The organism is Streptomonospora wellingtoniae, assembly GCF_031845375.1.
Lineage (GTDB): Bacteria > Actinomycetota > Actinomycetes > Streptosporangiales > Streptosporangiaceae > Streptomonospora > Streptomonospora wellingtoniae.
The window spans coordinates 43780-65534 of the sequence record NZ_JAVREK010000006.1 but is presented as its reverse complement, the minus strand read 5'-3'; the positions used below and the strand labels follow the sequence as shown (position 1 = coordinate 65534).

Here is a 21755-nt window from a genome sequence, read left to right as displayed (position 1 = left end):
AGATCAACGGGGTTCGGGCTCTGGGGGCGGGCTGGCGGGGGCCTCAGTCGCGGTAGTCGTCGGCGAGGCCGCGTCCCGGCCGCCAGTGGCGGATGCGCAGCCGGTCTCCGGTCACCGAGGTCAGGACGGCCTCGCCGACCAGGACACGGAACAGGTGGAACGCCCCCGGTTCGGAGCCGGGGTCGGTGAGCAGGGCGCGCGCTTCCTCCAGGTCCGTCACCTCCACCGCGACGCCGGCGATCTTGGCGTCGCCGGCGTCCATCGGTCCGGGCGCGGCGTGCAGCGCCAGGCGGCCGTCGCGCTGCAGGTCCTGCGCCTTGCGGGCGCCGAGCATCGAGCCCATCAGCAACTCCTGCTCGCCCAGGTCCACCTCGGTGCCGCTTACGCGCGGCGAACCGTCCGCGCGCAGCGTCGCCAGGACGTGGTGCTTCGCTGCGCCGAACACCGAGCCGACCTCGGCCGCGAAGGCGGGTTCGGCGGCGGAGAAATCCGCCCAGGCGACGGGCAGTGCGGTGCGAGCGGCGGAGGGCGCGTGCGCCGGGAACTCATCCATGCGGGCCAGCATCTCCCCGAAAGCTGTCGCCTACCGTCAGGAATCGCGGCCGCGTCCCGGTTGTCTCACCACGCGACCCGCGCCACGCTGGGATCATGCCCGACACGACCTCCCCGACTGCCCTGCCCGACATCGATCTCGAAGGCTTCCGCCGCGCCCTGCGCCGCGACGTCTCCGGGAACGTCGCGTTCGACTCCGGAGCCAGGGCGCTCTACACCCAGGACGCCTCCAACTACCGGCACGTACCCCTCGGCGTGGTGGTGCCGCGCACGGTCGACGACGTCGCCGCCGCCGTCGCCGCGTGCGACGCCTACGGGGTGCCGCTGACCCCGCGCGGCGGGGGGACCAGCATCGCCGGCAACTCCATCGGCGAGGGGCTGGTGATCGACACCTCGCGCCACCTCACCGCGATCGAGGAGGTCGACCCGGCGCGCCGCACCGCCCGCGTCCAGCCCGGCGTCGTCCTGGACGACCTGCGCGCCGCCGCGGCGCCGCACGGGCTCACCTTCGGCCCCGACCCCTCCACCCACAGCCGGTGCACGCTCGGCGGGATGATCGGCAACAACTCCTGCGGCTCCCACTCGGTCGCCTGGGGGACCACCGCCGACAACGTCGAGTCGCTGGACGTGCTGCTGCACGACGGCACCAGGATGACCGTCGGGGCGACCGGGCGCGACGAGCTCGACCGGCTGGCCGCCCTGCCCGCCCGCGAGGGGCGGATCTACGCGGCGCTGCGCGACCTGGTCAACACCTACATGGGCGACCTGCGCACCGGTATGCCCCAGCTGTCGCGGCGCGTGTCGGGATACTCGCTGGACCGGCTGCTGCCGGAGAACGGCGGCCACATCGCCCGCTCTCTCGTCGGCACCGAGGGCACCTGCGTGACGGTGCTCGGGGCGACGGTGCGGCTGGTGGAGTCGCCGCCGTCGCGCATCCTGGCCGTGCTGGGCTACCCCGACGCCCCTGCGGCCGCGGACGCGGTACCCGAGCTGCTCCAGCACGGCCCGCTCACCGTCGAAGGGCTCAACGAGCAGCTGGTCTCGCGCGTACGGCAACCGGGCCGCGGGCGCACCGAGCTGCCGTCCGGAGCGGCGTGGCTGATGGTCGAGGTCGGCGGCGCCGACCGCGCCGAGGCCGAGGAGCGCGGCAAGGCGATGCTGCGGTCGCTTTCGGGCGCCGCGCGGCCGCTGGACTCGGCGCTGGTGGTCGACCCCGCCCACGCGCGGGCGCTGTGGCGCATCCGCGAGGAGGGCTCCGGCCTGGCGACCCGCGCGCCCGACGGCACCGAGGCCTGGCCGGGCTGGGAGGACGCCGCCGTCCCGCCTGAGCGCCTGGGCTCCTACCTGCGCTCCTACGACCGGCTGATGGCGGACCACGGCTACCAGGGCGTGGTCTACGGCCACTTCGGCGAGGGATGCCTGCACGTGCGCGTGGACTTCGGCCTGGGCGACGCTCAGGGGCGCGGCAGGTTCCGCTCGTTCATGGAGGACGCCGCCGACCTCGTCGCCGAGCACGGCGGGTCGGTCTCCGGCGAGCACGGCGACGGCCAGGCCCGTTCCGAGCTGCTGCCGCGGATGTACAGCGAGCGGGTCGTGCGCGCGTTCAGCGAGTTCAAGTCGCTGTGGGACCCGCGCAACCGGATGAACCCGGGCATCATCGTCGACCCGCTGCCGATGGACGCCGACCTGCGCCAGGCCGCCGTGACCAGCGGCCCGCTGACCGTGCTCGACTACCCCGAGGACCAGGGCGACTTCGCGCGCGCCATGCGCCGCTGCGTGGGCGTGGGCAAGTGCCGGCGCCACGAGGGGCCGGGCGTGATGTGCCCCAGCTACATGGTGACCCGCAACGAGAAGGACTCCACGCGCGGGCGCGCCCGGGCGCTGTTCGAGATGGTCAACGGCGAGGTGATCACCGACGGCTGGGCCTCGGAGGAGGTGCGCGACAGCCTGGACCTGTGCCTGTCGTGCAAGGGCTGCCGCAGCGACTGCCCGGTGAACGTGGACATGGCCGCCTACAAGGCCGAGTTCCTGCACCACCACTACCGGGGGCGCGTGCGGCCGGCGTCGCACTACTCGATGGGGTGGCTGCCGGTGTGGGCGCGCCTGGCGGCGGTGGCCCCGGCGGAGGTCAACCGGGCGGGCGGCGCGCGCGTGCTCAGCGAGGCGATGAAGCGGATCGGCGGCATCGCGCCGCAGCGCAGCATCCCCGAGTTCGCGCGGACGACCTTCACCCGGTGGTTCCGCCGCCGCTCGCGGCGCGCGGCGGGCGCGGGAGGCACTTCCCGGCGCGGCGCTGGGCTCCTCGGCGGCGTCCTCGCCCGTCGCGGCGGCGCCGCGACGGGCGCAGGGGAGGACGGCGGTGCCGCGGGCCGCCGGGAGCGCGGAACGGTGGTTCTGTGGCCCGACACCTTCGGCAACTACCTGACCCCGCAGGTGCCCGCGGCGGCGGTGCGGGTGCTGGAGGACGCCGGATTCCGCGTGGTGCTGCCCGAGGGGCAGGTGTGCTGCGGCCTGACCTGGGTCTCCACCGGACAGCTGGGCGTCGCCCGGCAGGTGATGCGCCGGGCGCTGCGCGCCCTCGCCCCGCATGTGGAGGCGGGGCTGCCGGTCGTCGGGCTGGAGCCCAGCTGCACCGCGGCGCTGCGTTCGGACCTGCAGGAGCTGCTGCCGGGGCCGGCCAGCGAGCAAGTCGCCGCGTCGGTGTACACGCTCTCGGAGTTCCTCGCCGCCTACGCCCCCGACTGGGAGCCGCCGCGCGTCGACGCCCGCGCGATCAGCCAGGTGCACTGCCACCAGCACGCGGTCATCGGCTTCGACGCCGACCGCAAGCTGATGGAGCGCGCCGGGATCGACGGCGACGTGCTGGAGTCGGGGTGCTGCGGTCTGGCCGGAAACTTCGGCTTCGAGGACGGGCACTACGAGGTGTCCAAGGCCGTGGGCGAGCGCGTGCTGCTTCCGGCGGTGCGCGAGGCCGATCCGGAGACCCTGGTCCTGGCGGACGGCTTCAGTTGCCGCACCCAGATCGACCAGGAGGCCGGCCGCCCGGCACGCCACCTGGCGGAGGTCCTGGCCGACGGCCTGGCCCGGAAAGAGGCCGAGCGGGGGGAGCCGGAGCGGTAGGCGCGGCCGCAGGGTGGCCGCGGACCGGGGCCGGGCACCGTCCCGGCCCCGGCGACCCCGGAACCGCCGGCGCCGGTTCACATCCTCCGGGCGGCGCTCACACCCCCATCTGCTCGCGCAGGGAGGCGAGCGCGGCGGAGGCGCGGGCGGCGACTTCGGGGTCCTTCGGGTCGACGCCCTCGTCGACGTGCACCTGCCAGGTGATCTCGGCCCCGCCGGGCGGGCGCCGTGCCACGAGCCGGAATCCCGCGGCGCTGCCCTCGTCCGCGTCGCCGCCTTCCAGCGAGAAGCGACGGGAGACGACGATCGTGGCCGTTACCCGCTCGTAGACGACCTCGGCCAGGCGCCCCGGCTCCTCCACGTCGTAGACCCGGCGGCCGTGCCCCTCCTCGGTGAAGGTGAAGCCCTCCTCCGACCACCGGGCGCGGTCGATGTGCTCCCAGGGCACGGTGTGGCCGTCCGGCAGGTGCAGCGCCCGGTCGGTGGCCACCAGCGCGCGCTCGCCCCCGCCGGTCAGCGCGAGGACGCGTTCGCCGCGCCCGAGGGACACCCGGGAGCGCAGGTCCTCGGGCAGCGCGCGGCTTCGCGTCAGGCGCACGGGGATCAGCGGCGGCCGGAGTCGGAGCCGTTCAGCCCGCTGGCCCGCGCGGCGCCGTCGGGTCCGGTACCGCTCAGCTCCGCGGCCTCCTCGTCGGTGGGCCGGGCCAGGAAGTCCTTGAGCGAGGAGACGGGCATGCGGTCCGCCACCCTGCCGTACACGGCCTTTCCGGCCCCGCTGACCTGAGCGCCGACGACTCCGGCGGTCTCCTGCACGGCCGGGCTCTCGGCCACCCGCCGGGCAGTGCGGACGATCTGCTCGTAGCGTGTCTTGCCCGCCTTGGCCCCCAGCACGTAGCCCACAGCGAGTCCGGCAGCGAACGTGATTCGGTAGCGCATAGGTCCCTCTTCCGTCGACGGTGCCGCCTTGCCCTTGACGCTACCCCCTGGCGCCCGGAAAGCCTGTCACGAGCACACCTGCGCATGCGCTAGTCTAGTCGTGTCGCCGCGGCGGGAAGCGCCCCCTCCAGCAGGCGGCAGGGTCCGATCCCGCGTAGCTCAATCGGCAGAGCAGCCGGCTGTTAACCGGCAGGTTACTGGTTCGAGTCCAGTCGCGGGAGCCATCCACCCGCAAAGACCCCGCTCCCACAGCGGGGTCTTTTTCATTGGGCGTCAACGTCGCCCTCGGGCTCGTGCTGTTCCGGCTTATATCATCGTTGATCTTGTAGCTATCGTCACTGGAAATCGTTTTTCTTCACGATAGCTACAAGCTGTGTGGGGCCTCCCTCTGGTCGGCCGTACCGGAGGAACAAAACGAGGGTGAACCGGCCCGCTCCAGACCCACTTCAGAGAATGTCACGGAACGATAACGGGATTTCGTGGGCGTCTCGCGATGGAGTGCGTTTGCCCAGGTCAGAGGTGCTAGCTCCGCTGTTTTGGGAATAGATCAACGGGGGTGGGGAGCGCCAGGCGAAAGGAGCCCGATGAGATCGAGCGGGCGAGTGACCGCGGCATTGGACACTCAGCGGCTGCGGACCCGGGGCTCGGTGGAGGGGAGACGACGCCTTATGGCGAGGACCAGTGCCGGATTGCTGCTTTTTCGGCGCGGTGGCGAGGGGGCGGTCGAGGTACTGATCGCGCATATGGGCGGGCCCTTCTGGGCGAAGAAGGACGAGCACGCCTGGTCGGTGCCCAAGGGCGAGCACACTGCCGAGGAGGAGGCTCTGGCGGCGGCGCTGCGGGAGTTCGCCGAGGAGCTTGGGCGGCCCGCACCGGAGGGCGAGCCGTTCGCGCTGGGCGAGGTGCGTCAGTCCGGGGGCAAGACCGTCAAGTGCTTCGCTCTCGAAGGCGACTTCGACGCCGCCCGGATCGAGGGGAACACCTTCGAGATGGAGTGGCCGCCGCGCTCCGGGCGGACGGCGGAGTTCCCCGAGATCGACCGCGCCGCATGGTTCGGGCTCGATGAGGCGCGGACGAAGCTGGTCAAAGGGCAGGCACGATTCCTGGACGTGTTGGAGGCGGCGGTCGGCGGCGCATCGGGGGCCGGCGGGCACGAGTGAACGTGCGGCGGCCGTGACGTCCGCGAAGAACGGGTGACTCGCCGCGTTCGTGATCGGGCCGGGCAGGACACCGTCGGGCTCCGGCTGCGACTCCGGCGCCGGGTCCCGGCGGACGGGGTGCCGGGGACCCGGGACGCCGGCGGGCGCCGCGCTGCGGGACAGGTCAGGGCTTGACGGCGATTCCGCCGACGATGAGGTTCTCGTTGCGCGGCGGCATGGTGTAGGTGCCGATGGACTTTGCGTCCGGGGGGAGCGGGCGCCACCGGTTCAGCGTGACGAGGCCGGGCTCGACCAGGCGCCAGTCGCCGAAGTACGAGCGGACCTGCTCTGTGGTGCGCCACATGCCGGTCTTCAGCCGCTCCAAGAAGGCGTCCTGCAGCCGCCGGGCCCGGTCGGAGTCCGTGGGGAGCTGCGCGGGGTCGGGCTCGCAGAAGTGGCTGATCACCAGGCAGCTGCCCGGCGCCAGCGCCTCGCGCAGCTGCCGGGCGATGCCGCCGGGGTCCTGCTCGTCGCCGAGGTGGTGCAGGATGCCGCCGAGCATCAGCGCGAGGGGGCGGCGGAGGTCGATCAGCCCGGTGCGCTCCGCCTCGGCCAGAACCTCCTCGGGCCGGGTCAGGTCCTTGCGGACGACCAGGGTGGTGTGGTTGTCGGCGAGCAGCGCGCGGGCGTGCGCCAGGACGATCGGGTCGTTGTCGACGTAGACCACGTGCGCGTCGGGCTTGGACTCGTGGGCGACCTCGTGCACGTTGCCGTCCGTGGGCAGCCCGGAGCCGATGTCCAGGAACTGGTCGAGCCCTCGCTCGGAGGCGAGGTACCGGGTGGCCCGCTGGACGAACGCCCGGTTGCCCATGGCGAGGTCGGTAACGCCGGGAACGACCGACTCGGCGTAGTTGGCCATGTCCCGGTCGGCTTCGAAGTGGTCCTTGCCGCCCAGGTAGTACGAATAGACCCGGGCGATACTCGCCTGCTCGGTCTTGATGTCGGGGGCGACCGGGTTGTAGGCGTCGCCGGCGCGCTTCATGAAATCCGGGGACTCGAAACGAGGCATCGCCATCCTCTTCAGGGGGAAGTCGGCCGATGGTTCTCGGAGTCTATTCCTTCCGAGTGGCGCCGGTCACCATGTCGCGGCGTTCGGTGAACGGATTCGGGCCGAACCGCCCTTGCGTCGTGCGTGCCCGTGTGATGGGGCCCTCGACGCCCCCGGCCCGCTGCCCCCGGCCGATCGGCCGCCCCCGGCCTCAGCCGATCGCGCGGCCCGCGTAGTCGGGCGCCTCGCCCGCCACCGCCGACAGCCGGCCGGCCACGGCCTCGGGGAACGGCACCGTCGATTGCGTCTCCTGGTCGACGTGCAGCGCCATCAGCTCCTCGGTGGCGCGGAGATCGCCCTCCAGCCACATTTCGTGGCACAGCCGGACCTTTTTGGCGCCCACCGCGACCACGCGGGTGCGGATCTCGACCTCGCGCCCCTCGCCGACTTCGCGCAGGTAGCGGACGTGCGCCTCGACCGTGTACAGCGACCGCCCGGTGGCGCGCCGGTAGTCCGGGCCCAGACCGACGCCCTCCATCAGGCCGTCGGTGGCGAACCCGAAGATCAGCACGTAGTAGGCCTCGCTGAGGTGCCCGTTGTAGTCGATCCACTCCGGTGCCACCCGCTGCCGAAGGACGGCCGCGTACCCGCCGCCGTCCTGCGCCGGCGCCGCCGTCATCGGCCGGCCTGTGCCGCTTCGCGCTCCTCCGCGGCGTCGACCTCGGCCAGCGCGTGCATGACGGCGATCAGCCTGCGGTCGCGCTGGGCGATGAGCTCGGCGGTCGAGCGCCCGGAGACGACCTCGTCGGTCTCGCGCACCATCGCGTCGCGCAGGTCGGCGGTCAGTTCGGGGGATTCCAGACGCGTCCAGGGAGACTTGAGGGACGGTCCGAAATGGTCGAGCATGTGCGCCATGCCGCCTTCGCCGCCCGCCATGTGGAAGGTCAGGCACGGTCCGAAGAACGCCCACCGCAGCCCGGGGCCGGCGGTCATCGCCAGGTCGATCTGCTCAGCGGTGGCCTCGCCCTTGTCGACCATGTGCAGCGCCTCGCGCCAGGCCGCCTCCTGGATGCGGTTGCCGATGAACCCGGGCAGTTCCTGGTCCATCGTGATCACCGACTTGCCCGCCGCCCGGTAGAACTCGGAGGCCCACTCCACCGCCCACGGCGCCGTGGCCTCGCCGCCCACGACCTCCACCAGCGGTACCAGGTAGGGCGGGTTGAACGGGTGGCCCACCACCAGCCGCTCCGGGCGGTCGGCCTTGACCTGCATCTCGCTCATGGAGTAGCCGGAGGTCGAGGAGGCCACGACGACGTGTTCCGGAGCGGCCGCGTCTATCTCGGCCAGCAGCCCGATCTTGAGGTCCAGCCGCTCGGGCGCGCTCTCCTGCACGAAGTCGGCACCCGAGACCGCTTCGCCCAGCGTGGCGGCGACGCTGAGCCGCTCGGGGGAGGCGCCTTCGGCCAGGCCCAGCCGGGTCAGCGCCGGCCACGCGGCCTCGACGAGACCGCGCAGGCGCTCCTCGGCGTCCTCGGCCGGGTCCCAGGCCACCACACGGTAGCCGCGCGCCAGAAAGTGCGCGACCCAGCCGCCGCCGATGACGCCGGCGCCCACACACGCCACGGTGCGCACGGCTTCGGGGTCGGCCGCGGCCCCGGGGCGCTGCGGGTCGTGTCCGGGGGTGTTGTCGGTGTTGTCGGTGTTGTCGGGGAGCACAGAAGCCCTTCTTTGGCGGTGAGCGGGAGCGGGCGGGGGAGTGCGGGGGAGGCCCGGCGGGAGAGAGAGCGCTGGAGGGGGAGGGTGCTCTAGCCGGCGCTGCGCAGTTTGAGCTTGGCGCGGGCCTCGTCGGGCGTGCATACGCGCGCGCCGAGCGACTCGATGAGGCCCGCGGCCTTCTCCACCAGCTGGGCGTTGGTGGCCTTCACTCCCCGGCTGAGGTAGAGGTTGTCCTCCAGGCCGACGCGCGCGTGCCCGCCCAGCAGGATCGACTGCGCGACCCAGGGCATCTGCATCCGCCCGATCGCGAAGCTGGCCCACTGCGACCCGTCGGGCAGCAGGTTGACCATGGAATGCAGCACCCCCGGGTCGGCCGGCGCGCCGTAGGGGATGCCGGTGCAGAGCTGGAACATCGACGGGTCGTCGATCAGCCCTTCGGCGTGCATCCGCTTAGCGAACCACAGCTGGCCGGTGTCGAAGATCTCCAGCTCGGGGCGCACGCCCAACTCCTGGATGCGCTTGGCGCCGGCGCGGAGCATGTCGGGCGTCGAGACGTAGACCAGGCTGCCGTCGCCGAAGTTGACGCTGCCGCAGTCGAGCGTGCAGATGTCGGGCAGCAGCTCTTCGACGTGGGGCAGCCGGTCCAGGCCGTTGACCAGATCGGTGCCCTCAGCGAAGTCCACCGGGTCGCCCTGGCCGATGACCAGGTCGCCGCCCATGCCCGCCGTCAGGTTGATGACGATGTCGGTACCGGTCTCCTTGATGCGCTCGACGACCTCGCGGTAGAGCGCGTTGTCGCGCGAGGGGGCGCCGGTCTCGGGGTCGCGCACGTGGATGTGCACCGCGCTCGCGCCGGCCTCCGCGGCCGCGACCGCCGACTCGGCGATCTGGGCGGGGGTCACCGGTACGTGTTCGCTCTTGCCGACCGTGTCGCCGGCGCCGGTCAGCGCGGCGGTCAGGATGACGTCGGTGTTCATGGTCTCGTTCACTGGTTCGTGACTCCTTCGATGCGGGTCGAGACGAACTCGCGCAGGGTGTCGCGCATGCGCTGCACGGTCCGCCCCGGTCGCCGGGTGAGGACCTGGATGGCCAGGCCGTCGATGAGCGCCGTGAGGTGCATGGTCGCCGCCTCGGTGTCGATGTCGCCGAAGACGCCTTGGGCGACCCCGTCGCGCAGGGTCTGGGCGATGGTGTCGTGCCAGCGCTGGTAGTAGCCGGCGTGCAGTTCGCGCAGGTGCGGGTGGAGCGTGGACTCGGTCCACACCTGCATCCAGATCGACCACTCCAGCGTGAGGTGGCCGGGGTTGGGCAGCTGCAGCTCGATGAGCCGGTCGAGGCGCTCGCGCGCGTCGGGGATGGTGTGCAGCACCGCCACCTGCCGGTCGAACGCCTGTTTGGCCGAGGTGCGCAGTGCCTCGTCCAGCAGGTCGCGCAGGGTGGGGAAGTGGTAGTGGATGGTGGCGCTGGAGGTCCCGCAGGCGCGCGCGATGTCGGCGGTGCGCACGGAGTGGTAGCCGTTCGCGGCGATGAGCTGCCAGGCGGCCTCGATGATCTGGCGGCGCCGGTCGCCCGATCCCGACCGCGGCGCGGGCACGGCGGTCCCGTCCGGGCCGGGGGACTGCTGCCCCGGGGGGATGGCCACGACGGTGGCCGCGTCGTCGCGGCCGTTGAGCAGCCAGTTCACCGTGACGTCGGCGGTGTCGGCAAGCCGGATGAGCTCCTCGGCGGAGAAGCGTCGGATGCCTTTGAGCGACTTGGAGAGCTTCGAGGGCTCCAGCCCCATGGTTTCGGCGAATTCGCGCTGGGACCGCCCTGAGAGCAGGACCAGCTCGCGGACCCGCTGGCGCAGGCCCTCCATCGGGTCCGGGCCGCCGCCCGCGTCGATCGAGTCGCTCACGGTCGGCGACGTTATCAGGGTACTCGCGATAATCGCAACGCCAGACCCCGGTGGACGTGGGAAAGTACGATCTTGTCTGACTCAATATTCAGTTGATGCGGCCGAACCGCCGGCTCGCAGCGGTCCGGGGAGTGGGCCGGGGGGCCACACCGGCACGGCCACCGGGTCGGGGTGGGCGGTCGGCGCCGCCGTCCGCCCCGGTGCCCGCGCGCAGAGCCGCCGCCGGCACGCGGCGCGGCGGTTCAGACCTCGGGCAGGCCGGTGTAGTTCTCGGCCAGCTGCGCGGCGGCCGGCCGGCACGCAGCGATGTGCTCCAGGTAGGACTGCTGCATCCGGTTGTCGAACGGCGTGGCCGCCGGGTCGGTGTGCATCAGTGACGTCATCCAGTACGAGAAGTGCTCGGCGCGCCACACCCGCCGCAGCGCGGTGTCGGAGTAGGCGTCCAGACCGGCGGCGTCCCCCTCGGCATACCGGCGGCGCAGGCTCTCGGCCAGCAGCATCACGTCGCGCATCGCCAGGTTCAGCCCTTTGGCGCCGGTGGGCGGCACGATGTGCGCGGCGTCCCCGGCCAGGAACAGGCGCCCGTGGCGCATCGGCTCCGTCACGAAGCTGCGCATGGGCGTGATGCTCTTGTCGGTGATCGGGCCGGTGCCCAGCTTCCAGGCTCCGTCGGCGAGCTCGAAGCGTGTGGCCAGCTCCGACCAGATGCGGTCGTCGGACCACTCGGCGGTGTCGGTCTCGGCGGGCACCTGCAGGTAGAGCCGGCTGACCGTCTCCGAGCGCATGCTGTGCAGAGCGAACCCGCGCTCGTGGCGCGCGTAGATCAGCTCGTCGCAGGAGGGCGGGACGTCGGCCAGAATGCCGAGCCAGGCGAAGGGATAGACCTTGTCGTAGGTGCTGACGACCTCCTCGGGCAGGCTGGTGCGCCCGATCCCGTGGAAACCGTCGCAGGCCACGACGTAGTCGCACTCCAGCGCGTCCTCGACCCCCTCCGCGGAGGCGAAGCGGACGCACGGCCGCTTGGACTCGATCCCCTCGACCGCCGTCGCCTCGGCCTCGAAGAGGATCTGCCCGCCGTCGGCCAGGCGTCGGGCGATGAGGTCCTTGACGATCTCGGTCTGGGCCCAGATCATCACGTGGCGCCCGGTCAGGTCGGGGAAGTCGATGCGGTGGCCGCGCCCGTCGAACCGCAGTTCGATTCCGTCGTGGCGGAACCCCTCGCGGTCCATCCGCCTGCCCAGCCCCGACTCCCGCAGCGCCTCGGCCACCCCGTGCTCGACCACGCCGGCGCGCTGGCGGCGCTCGCAGTAGTCGCGGTCGCGGCGCTCCAGCACGACCGAGTCGACGCCGTGCAGGTGCAGCAGGTGAGACAGGAACAGGCCGGCGGGGCCTGCTCCGATGATTCCGACTGTGGTGCGCATGATCGGGTCCGCGGCGCGCGGGACGGTCCGGACGTGCGGCGACCGGGCCGTCGCGCCGCGTTCCTCCTTCCGAGGAGAAAGCGGGTGGGGCGTTGTTCTCGGCCGAGCGCGGAGGCGCCCGCCGGGTGCGGTGCGGCCGCAGCGGCGGGCGGCGGCCGAGTGCGGGGTGTGCCGACGGCGGACGGGGATGGCGGGGCGGTCCCCACCACTAGTCCCCGGTCTGTTCCCCGAGCTCCTCCAGCACACGCTGAGCGATGCCGAAGGCCTTGTTGGCCGCCGGGACGCCGCAGTAGATCGCGGCCTGCAGGAACACTTCGGCGATCTCGTCGCGGTCGAGCCCGTTGCGTACGGCGGCACGCACGTGCATCGCCAGCTCGTCCCAGTGGCCCATGGCGGTCAGGGCCGTGAGCACCATGCAGCTGCGCGTGCGGCGGTCCAGGCCCTCGCGGGTCCAGATCTCGCCCCAGGCGTAGCGGGTGATCAGGTCCTGGAACGGCTCGGTGAACGCTGTCTTGGCGGATTCGGCGCGGTCGACGTGGGCGTCGCCCAGCACCTGCCGGCGCACTCCCATCCCCGCGGCGCGCCGGGCCTCGTCGGTACTCATGTGCTGTTCTCCGTTGCGGTTCGCGGTGCGTCGCCGGGTCCGCCGCCTGCGGGGCCGGCGGCACCGAAGTGGTCGAGCAGCAGCGCGTCGACCTCCTCGGCGCACTCCCAGCTGGCCAGGTGCGCACCGCCGTCGAGCACGTGCAGGCGCGCGTCCGGCACGGCTGCGGCGATCCGCTGCGCGTGGCCGGGCGGTGTGGCGGGATCCTCGGATCCGGCGACGACCAGGGTGGGTGCTGCGATGCGCGGCAGCGCGGGCGGCAGGTCCATGCGCTCGATGGCGGTGCAGCAGCCGGCGTAGCCCTCGTCGGAGGTGCCGGCCACCATGGCCCGCATCCGCTCGACGAGCTGCGGGTGCTGTTCGGCGTAGCCGGGGGTGAGCCACCGCTGCACGACGCCGTCGGCGACCGCTCCGACGCCGCGGTCGCGCACCGTGGCCGCCCGCTGCCGCCACCCCTCGGCCTCCAACTCCGCGGAGGTGCACAGCAGCGCCAGCCGGTCGACTCGTTCGGGCGCGTTCGCCGCCAGCCACATCCCGGTCATCCCGCCCAGCGAAAGCCCGGCGAAGTGGGCGCGCTCAGCGCCGAGGCGGTCGAGGAGCCGCAGCACGTCGCCGCCCAGGTCGGCCAGGCTGTAGGGGCCGGGGGGCGCGGGCGAGCGGCCGTGCCCGCGGGTGTCGTAGCCGACGACGCGAAAGCGCCCGCCCAGCGCCTCGATCTGGGGCCGCCACATTTCCATGGTGCTGCCCAGAGATCCCGACAGCACGAGCAGGGGCGCATCCGGCGGACCCTGGACGACATGGTGCACGTCGACGCTCAACCCGTCCTCCCTCCGTTCGACTCGATGGTTGCGGCGCGGTGGCCGGCCAGCGCCTGTTCCACCATGGCGGGCGCCGATCCCAGGTAGCCGGCCGGGTCGAGCAGAGCATCGACCTCGGCGCGGTCGCGGAGGCCGTCCAGGTGGGCGGCGAGCACCTCAGCGAGGTCCCGCCCGGTCCGCGCCGCCTCCGCGCAGGCCCCGCGCACCCTCTCGTGCGCCTGCGCCCGGCCCAGCTCCGGGGCCAGGTCGGTGGTGACCCGCTCGGCCATGGGGAACCCGCCGGTGGCGGCCAGGTTGGCCCGCATGGCCCCGGGCCGCACGACGAGCCGCTCAAGCGAGGTGTCCAACCAGGCCGCGGCCGACCCCGTGGCCTTCAGCAGCCGCGACAGCGCCGGCCACTCGGCGTGCCAGGGCCCGGCCGCCCGCTGGTGCTGCTGCACCTGGGCGGCGAACAGTGTCGAGACCAGGCCGGGCGCCTGCTCCGCGCAGGCGGCGGCCGAGACGGCGGCGATCGGGTTGCGCTTGTGCGGCAGCGTCGACGACCCCCCTACTCCCGCGCCGGCGACCTCCTCGACCTCGCCGACCTCGGTCTGGGCGAGCAGCACGACGTCGCCGGCCGCCTTGCCCGCGGCGCCGCACACCCGGCCCAGGGCGGCGGCGACGTCGGCGACGCGGCCGCGTTCGGTGTGCCAGGGCAGTTCCGGCTGCGCCAGGCCCACCTCGTCGGCGAAGGCCGCGACGACGGCCGGACCGTCCGCGCCGAGGGAGGCCAGCGTGCCGGCCGCCCCGCCCAGTTGGGCGGCGGCCCGCCGCTCCAGCACGTCGGCCAGGTGCCGGGCGGAGCCCTCAAGCCCGGCGAGCCAGCCCGCCGCCACCAGGCCGAAGGTGGTGGGCAGCGCCTGTTGGAGGAGCGTGCGCCCGGCCATCACCGTCTCGCGGTGCTCGTCGGCCAGCGCGGCCAGCCGCTCGGCCGCCGATCCGGCGTGCCCGGTGACGACCGCGCCCGCGCGCCGGCTCACGAGCATGGCCGCGGTGTCCATGATGTCCTGGCTGGTGGCGCCGTAGTGGATACGGCGGGCGGCGTCGCCCCCCACCTGCCCGGTCAGCTCCGCCACCAGCGGCACCACCGGGTTGCCCGCCCCGGCCGCTGCCGCGCCCAGCGCTTCGGCGTCGAAGTTCTCCGGTGCGCAGGCGGCGGTGATCGCCGCCGCGTGCTCGGCGGGCACCAGACCCACCCGGGCGTGGGCGCGGGCCAGCGCCGCCTCGGCGTCCAGCAGCGCACGCAGCCACGCCCGGTCGCCGGTCTCGGCGCCGATGCCGCCACGGCCGAAGATGCCGCCGAAGAGGCCGCCGACCGCTCCGTCGTCCTCGCTCACGGGCCCTTCCCTCCTTCCCGGCGCAGCGCCGACCGCACCCCTCCGCGGACGGCGCGGCCGCGCGGACGTCCGCCTTCCGCGCATCCGGACCGCCGCCGGTCAGATGTCGAAGAAGACCGTCTCATCCTCTCCCTGCAGGCGGATGTCGAATCGGTACCCGTCCTCGGCGGGTCGGGCGACGACCGTGGCGCGCTCGGCCTCGGAGAGCTTCGACAGCACCGGGTCGGCGGCGTTGGCCGCGGTCTCCTCGGGGAAGTAGATGCGGGTGACGGTGCGGTTGAGCATGCCGCGCGCGAAGACCGACACGTCGATGTGCGGCGCCTGCACGTCACCGCCCGCGCCCGGCACCGGACCGGGCTTGAGGGTGTGGATCTCGAACCGCCCCTCGGCGTCGGTCTCGCTGCGGGCGAACCCGCGGAAGCCGGGCCGCGCCTTGGCGCCCCGCGGGTCGTCGGGGTGGTCGAACCGCCCGTCGGGGTCGGCCTGCCAGGTCTCGATCAAACCGTCGGGCACGGGCGCGCCCGCACCGTCGTAGAGCCTGCCGCGGATCCAGACGCCGCCCTCGGCGCCCTCCGCGAGGGCGAAGGGGCCGTCCGGCCAGGGCAGTCCGATGTGCAGGTAGGGGCCGACGGTCTGGGACGGGGTCGTCCCGTGCGGAGTGCTCATCAGTCGTCGTCCACTTCCGACTCGAAAACGGTGGACTCGCGCCCGCGCAGCACGATGTCCCACTCGTAGGCCAGCGCCCACTCCGGCGCGGTGTTGGCGTAGTCGAACCGCGCCACCAGGCGCTCCCGGGCCTTCTCGTCCGGGATGGAGTTCCACATGGGGTCCTGGAAGAACAGCGGGTCCCCCGGGAAGTACATCTGCGTGACCAGGCGCTGGGTGAAGGCGCGCCCGAACAGGGAGAAGTGGATGTGGGCCGGCCGCCAGGCGTTGTCGTGGTTCTTCCAGGGATAGGCGCCGGGCCGGATGGTGACGAAGCGGTAGTGGCCCTGGTCGTCGGTGAGTGTGCGCCCCACCCCGGTGAAGTTGGGGTCCAGGGGGCAGGGCCAGTTGTCGCCGGTGTGGCGGTAGCGCCCGCCGGCGTTGGCCTGCCAGATCTCGACCAGCGTGCGGGGCACGGGCCGCCCGTCGCCGTCGCGGACCCGGCCGTGCACGATGATGCGCTGGCCCTGCGGCTCCTCGGGGTGCTGGCGCGTGAGGTCGTTGTCGGTCTCGCCGATGCGGTCCTCGCCCAGCAGCGGACCGGTGACCTCGGTCAGCAGGTGGGGGAGCAGGTGCAGCCGCCGCTTGGGGTGGCGCAGCGCGGTGCTGCGGTATCCGGGATAGTCCAGCGGCGGGTGCACCTCGTGATCGCGCAGGTACCCCGCCGGCGGGACCGCTTCTCCGGCGCCCGGGTCGGTGCTCATGGCTCCTGTGCCTCCTCCCTCTGAGGGAACTGGTGTGGGGGCGGGCCCGCGGCGGGCCCCGCTGCGTGTCATCAGGCGTGCAGCACCACGGCGAGGCCTTGGCCCACGCCGATGCAGATCGCGGCGAGCCCCCAGCCGCCGCCGCGGCGGTGCAGTTCGTGGGCGAGCGAGCCAAGGATGCGCGCGCCCGATGCGCCGAGGGGGTGGCCGATGGCGATGGCGCCGCCGTTGGGGTTGACGATCTCCGGGTCCAGGCCGGGCCACAGCCGCAGGCACGCCAGCGACTGCGCCGCGAAGGCCTCGTTGAGCTCGACCGCGGACAGGTCGTCCCAACCGATGCCGGCGCGGGACAGCGCCGTCTCGGCGGCCTCGACGGGGCCGATGCCGAAGCGGTGCGGCTCGACGGCGGCGACGCCTCGGCTGACGATGCGGGCCAGGGGAGTGGTGCCGGTGGCCGCGGCCGCAGCATCGTCACCGATCAGCAGCGCGGCCGCGCCGTCGTTGAGCGGGGAGGAGTTTCCGGCGGTGACCGTGCCGTCGGCGCGGAACGCCGGCTTGAGGCCCGCGAGCTTGTCCAGCGAGGTGGCGCGAATGCTCTCGTCGCGCGTCTGCTCCACGCCGGGAACCGGCACGGTCTCGGCGTCGAACACGCCCTTCTCCCAGGCACGGGCGGCGTTGGTGTGGCTCCGCAGGGCGAACGCGTCCTGCTCGGACCGCTCGATGCCGTACAGATCGGCGATCTGCTCGGTGCACTCGCCCAGCGAGACCGTCCATTCCTGCGGCATCGCCGGGTTGACCATGCGCCAGCCCAGCGTTGTGGAGTGCAGCGTCTCGTGGCCCGCGGGAAAGCCCTTGGCGGGCTTGGGCAGCACCCACGGAGCGCGGCTCATCGACTCCACGCCGCCGGCCAGCACCAGGGAAGCGTCGCCCACTGCCACCGCCCGGTTCGCGGCGATCGCGGCCTCCAGGCCGGACCCGCACAGCCGGTTCAGGGTAGCGCCGGGCACGGAGGTGGGCAGCCCGGCCAGCAGCGCCGCCATGCGGGCGACGTCGCGGTTGTCCTCGCCGGCGCCGTTGGCGTCGCCGAAGTAGACGTCGTCGATGACGGCCGGGTCGAGCCCGGGCGAGCGCTCGACCAGGCCGCGTACGGCGTGGGCGGCGAGGTCGTCGGGGCGCACTCCGGCGAGCGCGCCCCCGTGCTTGCCGAAGGGGGTGCGCACCGCGTCCAGGACGTATACGTCGGTCATTGCGGGCCTTTCCTGTGCTTGTGAGGAGCGCCGCCGCGCGGACGCGGAGCCGGCCGGCCGCGGGAACCCGCACCCGCCGCAGCGGACCGGCTGCGCCCCGGTGCGGGCGGTGTCTCCCTCCGCCGACGGGTCATTGACTATCAGCCCTCGCCCGCCCTCCGGGGCGCCGCCCCCTCTTTCCCGGTCTACCCGTGCGCGGTCAGCGACCGCAGCACCGACAGCTCCTCGGCCGTGGGCTCGGGTGTGGCGGCCAGGTCCGGTGAGACGGCCAGCTCCCAGCCGGTGGCGGCGCGGACCTCGTCGACGTCGACGCCGGCGTGCAGTTGGACGAGGGTCAGCTCGCGCGTGGCGGGGTCGGGCTTGAGCACGCCGAGGTCGGTGATGACGCGGGTGGGACCCGCGCCGGTCAGCCCCAGGCTGTCGCGGTCGCCGGGGCCGCGGCCGTGCCCCACCGAGGTCACGAAGTCCACCCGGTCGACGAAGGCGCGAGTGCTCTGGCGCACGATCACCACGACCTCGCGGCAGGAGGCGGCGATCTCCGGCGCGCCGCCGGCGCCCGGCAGCCGGACCTTGGGGTCGGCGTAGTCGCCGATGACGGTGGTGTTGATGTTGGCGTAGCGGTCGATCTGGGCCGCGCCGAGGAATCCGACGTCGATCCGCCCGGGCTGCAGCCAGTAGTTGAACACTTCGGGAACCGGGACCACGGTGTCGGCGGATTCGGCGAGCACGCCGTCGCCGATGGACAGCGGCAGGGTGTCGGGGCGGGTGCCCAGCGTGCCCGACTCGTAGATCATCCACAGGCCCGGCGCGTGCGTGCGGCAGGCCAGGTTCGCCGCCGTGCTGGGCAGGCCGATGCCTACGAAGCAGGCCATCTCGGAGGTCAGCGCATGCGCGGCCGCCACCGTCATCATCTCGTCGGAGGTGTAGCCCGTCGCTGTGGTCATCTCATCCTGCCTTTCCGGGCAGCGGGGCCGGGGCGCCCATCTCGTTCTCCAGCCACTGGAGGAACGTCTGCCTGTCGCGGCCGACGGCGTCCCAGTCCTGGTAGGCGCCGTTGTCCCGGGCGTAGTAGCCGTGGGCGTAGGAGGGCCGCGAGCCGCCGGGCGCCGCGGCGACGGCGGTGACCACGCGCGAGGGCAGGATCACCTGGCCGGGGACGGGTTCGAGCTCGTCGACGATCTCCTCGACGGTGACCAGCGAGCGCTCGGCGGCGAGCACCGCCTCCTTCTGGATGCCGGTGATGCCCCAGAGCTGAACGTTGCCCGCGCGGTCGGCGCGCTGGGCGTGCACGACCGCGACGTCGGGGTTGAGCGCGGGGACGGCGGCGAGCCGCTCGCCGGTGAAGGGGCACTCGACCGTCGCGATGTTGTCGGTCTGGCCGACGAGGTCGGTGCCGGCGTAGCCGCGCAGCACCGCGAAGGGCAGGCCCGAGGCGCCGGCGACGTAGCGGTTGGCCATGCCCGCGTGGCTGTGCTCCTCGATCTCCAGGGGGCGGGGCCAGCCGTACTGGATGGCGTCGCGGAACCGGTGGAGGGAGCCGACGCCGGGATTGCCGCCCCACGAGAAGACCAGCTTGGCGGCGCAGCCGGCGCCGATCATCTGGTCGTAGACGATGTCGGGGGTCATCCGGACCAAGGTCAGGTCACGCCGGCCCTGCCGGATGATCTCGTGGCCGGCGGCCACCGGGATCAGGTGGGTGAAACCCTCCAGCGCGACCGTGTCCCCGTCGCCGACGAGTTCGCGCACAGCCTCGTCCAGCGGCACGATCATATGTGGGTCCAAATCTGTTCGTATACCGAATGCGTGTTCTTTATACGCACATCATTGCCGACAGCCGTCCCACCGGTCAAGGGCGGGTTAACGGGCGTGCGACGCCGGGAGCTGCGGCGGAGGGAAGTGCTGCATGGGGCGGTCGGCGGGCGGCGGGCGGCGGGATCGCGCAGGGGCGGGGATCGGATGACGGGATGTGCGAACGCGGTCGGGGGTGTTCCCGCTGCGGCGCGGTGGGAGGTGCCGGGCGGGGCGGCTACAGGTGGCCCGACGCCCGCTGGGAGATCTCCAGGTCGGCCTCGACGCGCGCGGCGGCGGCCAGCAGGGGCGGCAGCAGGTCGCGGCGGATGTCCTCCACCGAGGAGCGGCTGGCGTGGGCGGAGACGTTGACCGCGGCGACCACGCGTCCGTCACGGTCGCGGACGGGTGCCGCCACCGATCGCAGCCCCTCCTCCAGTTCCTGGTCGACCAGGGCCCAGCCCTGGTTGCGTACCCGCTCGATCTCCGCGCGCAGCCGGCCCGGCGTGGTCACGGTGTAGGCGGTCAGCCGCGCCAGTTCGGTGTTCTCCAGGTAGTCGTCGAGCTCGTCGGCGGGGCGGCCCGCCAGCAGCACCCGTCCCATCGACGTGGCGTAGGCGGGGAACCGGGTGCCGACGTTGATCGCCACGTTCATGATGCGCGAGGTCGAGACCCGGGCGACGTAGACGACGTCGCCGCCGTCGAGCACCGAGACCGACGAGGACTCGTGCAGCTCGGCGGCCAGGCGCTCCAGGTGCGGTTGGGCGACCTCGGGCAGCCCCGCGGAGGAGAGGTAGGCGTAGCCGAGCTCCAAGACCCGCGGAGTCAGCGAGAACAGCCGGCCGTCGGTGCGCACGTAGCCCATGTCGGTCAGCGTGAGCAGGAAGCGCCGCGCCGCCGCGCGGGTCAGCCCGGTCACTCGGGCGACCTCGCTGAGTGTCATCGTTGGGGTCTGTGCGGTGAACGCGCGAATCACGGCCAGACCGCGCTCCAGCGACTGCACGTAGTGCTCGCCCTTGGGTTGGGCGCCGGCCTCGGTGAGGTCCGTGCTCATGTCTGTTCCCTTCGGTCTGCGGTGGCACGCGGCGAACGCGGAGTGCACGCTGTGCCGCTCCGCGTTCCTGCGCCTAATGGGATGTTCTCATACCGAACAAGGGAGTTCCCAGGTAACGGCGCCCGAGGCCGGTTCCGGTACCCGGATTTGGGGGTTGACGTGGGTGATCACCGTCACTTATGTTCGCTCGAAGAACGCGTGTTCGTATCTCGTACAGGTGCAGGCGGATGCGATACGGTGCACAGGCACTCGATCGCAGTTGTCCGCCCCCAGCGGGCGGGCGATCGGGGCCTTCGTCGCGCGTCGGCGCATCGCCGAGGAGCGGCCCCGCATCCGCCGCGGGCCCGACCGGGCAGCGCAGCGTTCGGCAGGCGAGTGGCCCCGGCGCCGGGCGCAGGAGACTCTCCGCGCCGGCTCGCACGCATCACCGAAGGGAGACCGGCGAGACCATGACCCCATCTTCCAGCCGCCGAGACCGACCGCCCTTCCGAGCCGACCACGTCGGCAGCCTGCTGCGCCCGCGGCACGTGCTCGACGCCCGCGCGCGCCACGCCGAAGGCGCCCTCGCCGCCGACGAGCTGCGCCGTATCGAGGACGACGCCGTTCGCGACGTCGTGCGCATGCAGGAGGAGGTCGGCCTGTCCACGGCCACCGACGGCGAGTTCCGCCGGGCCTCCTGGCACATGGACTTCATCTACCAGCTCGGCGGCATCACCAAAGCCGCCGGCGACATGCAGGTCACCTTCCACAACGAGCAGGGCGACATCGAGTTCACTCCCGCCGCCCTCCAGGTCACCGGCAAGATCGGGCTGGAGCACACGATCTTCGCCGACGACTTCGCGTTCCTGCGCGAGGCCGCCTCCACCGGCACGCCCAAGCTGACCATCCCCTCGCCGAGCATGGTCCACTACCGCGGCGGGCAGGCCTCCATCGACCCCGCCGTCTACCCCGACGCCGAGGAGTTCTGGCACGACCTGTCGGCCGCCTACGCCGAGCAGCTGCGCCGGATGGGCGAGCTGGGCTGCACCTACCTCCAGCTCGACGACACCAGCCTCGCCTACCTCAACGACCCGCGCCAGCGCACCATGATCGACGAGCGCGGCGACAACGGTGACAGCATCCACCGCCGCTACATCTCCCAGATCAACGCCGCCCTCGCCGGCCGTCCCGAGGGCATGCGCGTCACCACCCACATGTGCCGGGGCAACTTCCGTTCCTCATGGGTGGCCGAAGGCGGCTACGATTTCGTCGCCGAAGAGCTGTTCGGCTCCCTCGGCGTCGACGGTTTCTTCCTCGAGTTCGACGACGCCCGCTCCGGCGGGTTCGAACCCTTGCGCTTCGTACCGGAGGGCAAGTACGTGGTCCTCGGCCTGGTCACCACCAAGCGCGGTGCCCTGGAGAGCAAGGACGACCTCAAACGCCGCATTGAAGAGGCGAGTCGCTACATCCCGCTCGAGCAGCTCTGCCTCGCACCGCAGTGCGGATTCTCCAGCACCTTCGAAGGCAACGACCTCACCTACGACGAGCAGGTCGCGAAGCTGCGGCTGATCGTCGAGACCGCCGACGAAGTCTGGGGATGACCCACCCGGGAGTACCCCACCCGCGCCCGATGAGCGGCGCGTGCCCGACA

General features: G+C 72.8%; 21 protein-coding genes and 1 tRNA gene. 4 read left to right on the top strand and 18 right to left on the bottom strand.

The annotated features are described in order from the left end of the window. Positions 1 to 43: 43 nt before the first annotated feature. A complete protein-coding gene (locus RM446_RS08080; protein ID WP_311544549.1) occupies positions 44 to 553 on the bottom strand; it encodes a pyridoxamine 5'-phosphate oxidase family protein in 510 nt (169 codons plus the stop codon). A gap of 95 nt (positions 554 to 648) precedes the next feature. On the opposite strand from RM446_RS08080, the gene RM446_RS08075 reads away from it, so the two are divergent. Next, on the top strand, positions 649 to 3672 hold the full coding sequence (locus RM446_RS08075; protein WP_311544548.1) for an FAD-binding and (Fe-S)-binding domain-containing protein: 3024 nt from the start codon (positions 649 to 651) through the stop codon (positions 3670 to 3672). Between the two features lie 97 nt (positions 3673 to 3769). Here RM446_RS08075 and RM446_RS08070 read toward each other — a convergent pair whose 3' ends face one another. Next, positions 3770 to 4270 carry a hypothetical protein gene (locus tag RM446_RS08070; RefSeq protein ID WP_311544547.1) on the bottom strand — a complete coding sequence of 167 codons (501 nt, stop codon included), beginning with the start codon at positions 4268 to 4270 and terminating at the stop codon, positions 3770 to 3772. Between the two features lie 5 nt (positions 4271 to 4275). Beyond that, positions 4276 to 4608: a hypothetical protein gene (locus tag RM446_RS08065; RefSeq protein WP_311544546.1), complete on the bottom strand. Its 333-nt coding sequence runs from the start codon at positions 4606 to 4608 to the stop codon at positions 4276 to 4278. 148 nt (positions 4609 to 4756) lie between these two features. Between RM446_RS08065 and RM446_RS08060 the strand changes: the two genes are divergently transcribed. Then, positions 4757 to 4832 (top strand) — tRNA-Asn (locus tag RM446_RS08060). A 444-nt stretch (positions 4833 to 5276) separates the two neighbouring features. After that, complete coding sequence (locus RM446_RS08055; protein ID WP_311544545.1) at positions 5277 to 5768, top strand: NUDIX domain-containing protein; 492 nt, start codon at positions 5277 to 5279, stop codon at positions 5766 to 5768. 163 nt (positions 5769 to 5931) lie between these two features. On the opposite strand, the gene RM446_RS08050 is transcribed toward RM446_RS08055, so the two are convergent. The 15 genes from RM446_RS08050 to RM446_RS07980 form a co-directional block, all read right to left on the bottom strand. Continuing rightward, positions 5932 to 6816, bottom strand: coding sequence for an SAM-dependent methyltransferase (locus tag RM446_RS08050; RefSeq protein WP_311544543.1), 885 nt, complete (start codon positions 6814 to 6816; stop codon positions 5932 to 5934). Positions 6817 to 7006: 190 nt separating this feature from the next. Further along, on the bottom strand, positions 7007 to 7474 hold the full coding sequence (locus tag RM446_RS08045; RefSeq protein ID WP_311544542.1) for a thioesterase family protein: 468 nt from the start codon (positions 7472 to 7474) through the stop codon (positions 7007 to 7009). Then, the gene (locus tag RM446_RS08040; protein ID WP_311544666.1) at positions 7471 to 8427 is read right to left on the bottom strand and encodes a 3-hydroxyacyl-CoA dehydrogenase NAD-binding domain-containing protein; all 957 of its coding nucleotides are present in this window, start codon (positions 8425 to 8427) and stop codon (positions 7471 to 7473) included. The genes RM446_RS08045 and RM446_RS08040 overlap by 4 nt, the downstream gene beginning before the upstream one ends. A gap of 173 nt (positions 8428 to 8600) precedes the next feature. Further along, positions 8601 to 9500, bottom strand: a complete 900-nt coding sequence (locus tag RM446_RS08035; protein WP_311544541.1) for a BKACE family enzyme — start codon at positions 9498 to 9500, stop codon at positions 8601 to 8603. Next, entirely contained in the window at positions 9497 to 10369 is an 873-nt protein-coding gene (locus RM446_RS08030; RefSeq protein ID WP_311544665.1) for a TetR family transcriptional regulator C-terminal domain-containing protein, read from the bottom strand. The genes RM446_RS08035 and RM446_RS08030 overlap by 4 nt, the downstream gene beginning before the upstream one ends. A 281-nt stretch (positions 10370 to 10650) precedes the next feature. Continuing rightward, the gene (locus tag RM446_RS08025) at positions 10651 to 11829 is read right to left on the bottom strand and encodes a 4-hydroxybenzoate 3-monooxygenase (RefSeq protein WP_311544540.1); all 1179 of its coding nucleotides are present in this window, start codon (positions 11827 to 11829) and stop codon (positions 10651 to 10653) included. Between the two features lie 208 nt (positions 11830 to 12037). Next, entirely contained in the window at positions 12038 to 12433 is a 396-nt protein-coding gene (gene pcaC / locus RM446_RS08020; RefSeq protein WP_311544539.1) for a 4-carboxymuconolactone decarboxylase, read from the bottom strand. After that, complete coding sequence (pcaD, locus tag RM446_RS08015; RefSeq protein WP_311544538.1) at positions 12430 to 13251, bottom strand: 3-oxoadipate enol-lactonase; 822 nt, start codon at positions 13249 to 13251, stop codon at positions 12430 to 12432. The genes pcaC and pcaD overlap by 4 nt, the downstream gene beginning before the upstream one ends. Then, positions 13248 to 14627, bottom strand: coding sequence for a 3-carboxy-cis,cis-muconate cycloisomerase (pcaB, locus tag RM446_RS08010; protein WP_311544537.1), 1380 nt, complete (start codon positions 14625 to 14627; stop codon positions 13248 to 13250). Before pcaB ends, pcaD begins: the two co-directional genes overlap by 4 nt. Positions 14628 to 14726: 99 nt before the next feature. Continuing rightward, positions 14727 to 15293 carry a protocatechuate 3,4-dioxygenase subunit alpha gene (gene pcaG / locus RM446_RS08005; protein ID WP_311544536.1) on the bottom strand — a complete coding sequence of 189 codons (567 nt, stop codon included), beginning with the start codon at positions 15291 to 15293 and terminating at the stop codon, positions 14727 to 14729. After that, positions 15293 to 16036: a protocatechuate 3,4-dioxygenase subunit beta gene (pcaH, locus tag RM446_RS08000; protein WP_311544535.1), complete on the bottom strand. Its 744-nt coding sequence runs from the start codon at positions 16034 to 16036 to the stop codon at positions 15293 to 15295. Before pcaH ends, pcaG begins: the two co-directional genes overlap by 1 nt. A gap of 71 nt (positions 16037 to 16107) precedes the next feature. Further along, complete coding sequence (locus tag RM446_RS07995) at positions 16108 to 17283, bottom strand: thiolase family protein (protein WP_311544534.1); 1176 nt, start codon at positions 17281 to 17283, stop codon at positions 16108 to 16110. A 185-nt stretch (positions 17284 to 17468) separates the two neighbouring features. Then, a complete protein-coding gene (locus RM446_RS07990; RefSeq protein WP_311544533.1) occupies positions 17469 to 18227 on the bottom strand; it encodes a CoA-transferase subunit beta in 759 nt (252 codons plus the stop codon). 1 nt (position 18228) lies between these two features. Further along, the gene (locus tag RM446_RS07985; protein ID WP_311544664.1) at positions 18229 to 19053 is read right to left on the bottom strand and encodes a CoA transferase subunit A; all 825 of its coding nucleotides are present in this window, start codon (positions 19051 to 19053) and stop codon (positions 18229 to 18231) included. 256 nt (positions 19054 to 19309) lie between these two features. Next, positions 19310 to 20125, bottom strand: a complete 816-nt coding sequence (locus tag RM446_RS07980) for an IclR family transcriptional regulator domain-containing protein (protein WP_311544532.1) — start codon at positions 20123 to 20125, stop codon at positions 19310 to 19312. A gap of 449 nt (positions 20126 to 20574) precedes the next feature. On the opposite strand from RM446_RS07980, the gene RM446_RS07975 reads away from it, so the two are divergent. Continuing rightward, complete coding sequence (locus tag RM446_RS07975; RefSeq protein ID WP_311544531.1) at positions 20575 to 21705, top strand: 5-methyltetrahydropteroyltriglutamate--homocysteine S-methyltransferase; 1131 nt, start codon at positions 20575 to 20577, stop codon at positions 21703 to 21705. Positions 21706 to 21755 lie beyond the last annotated feature (50 nt).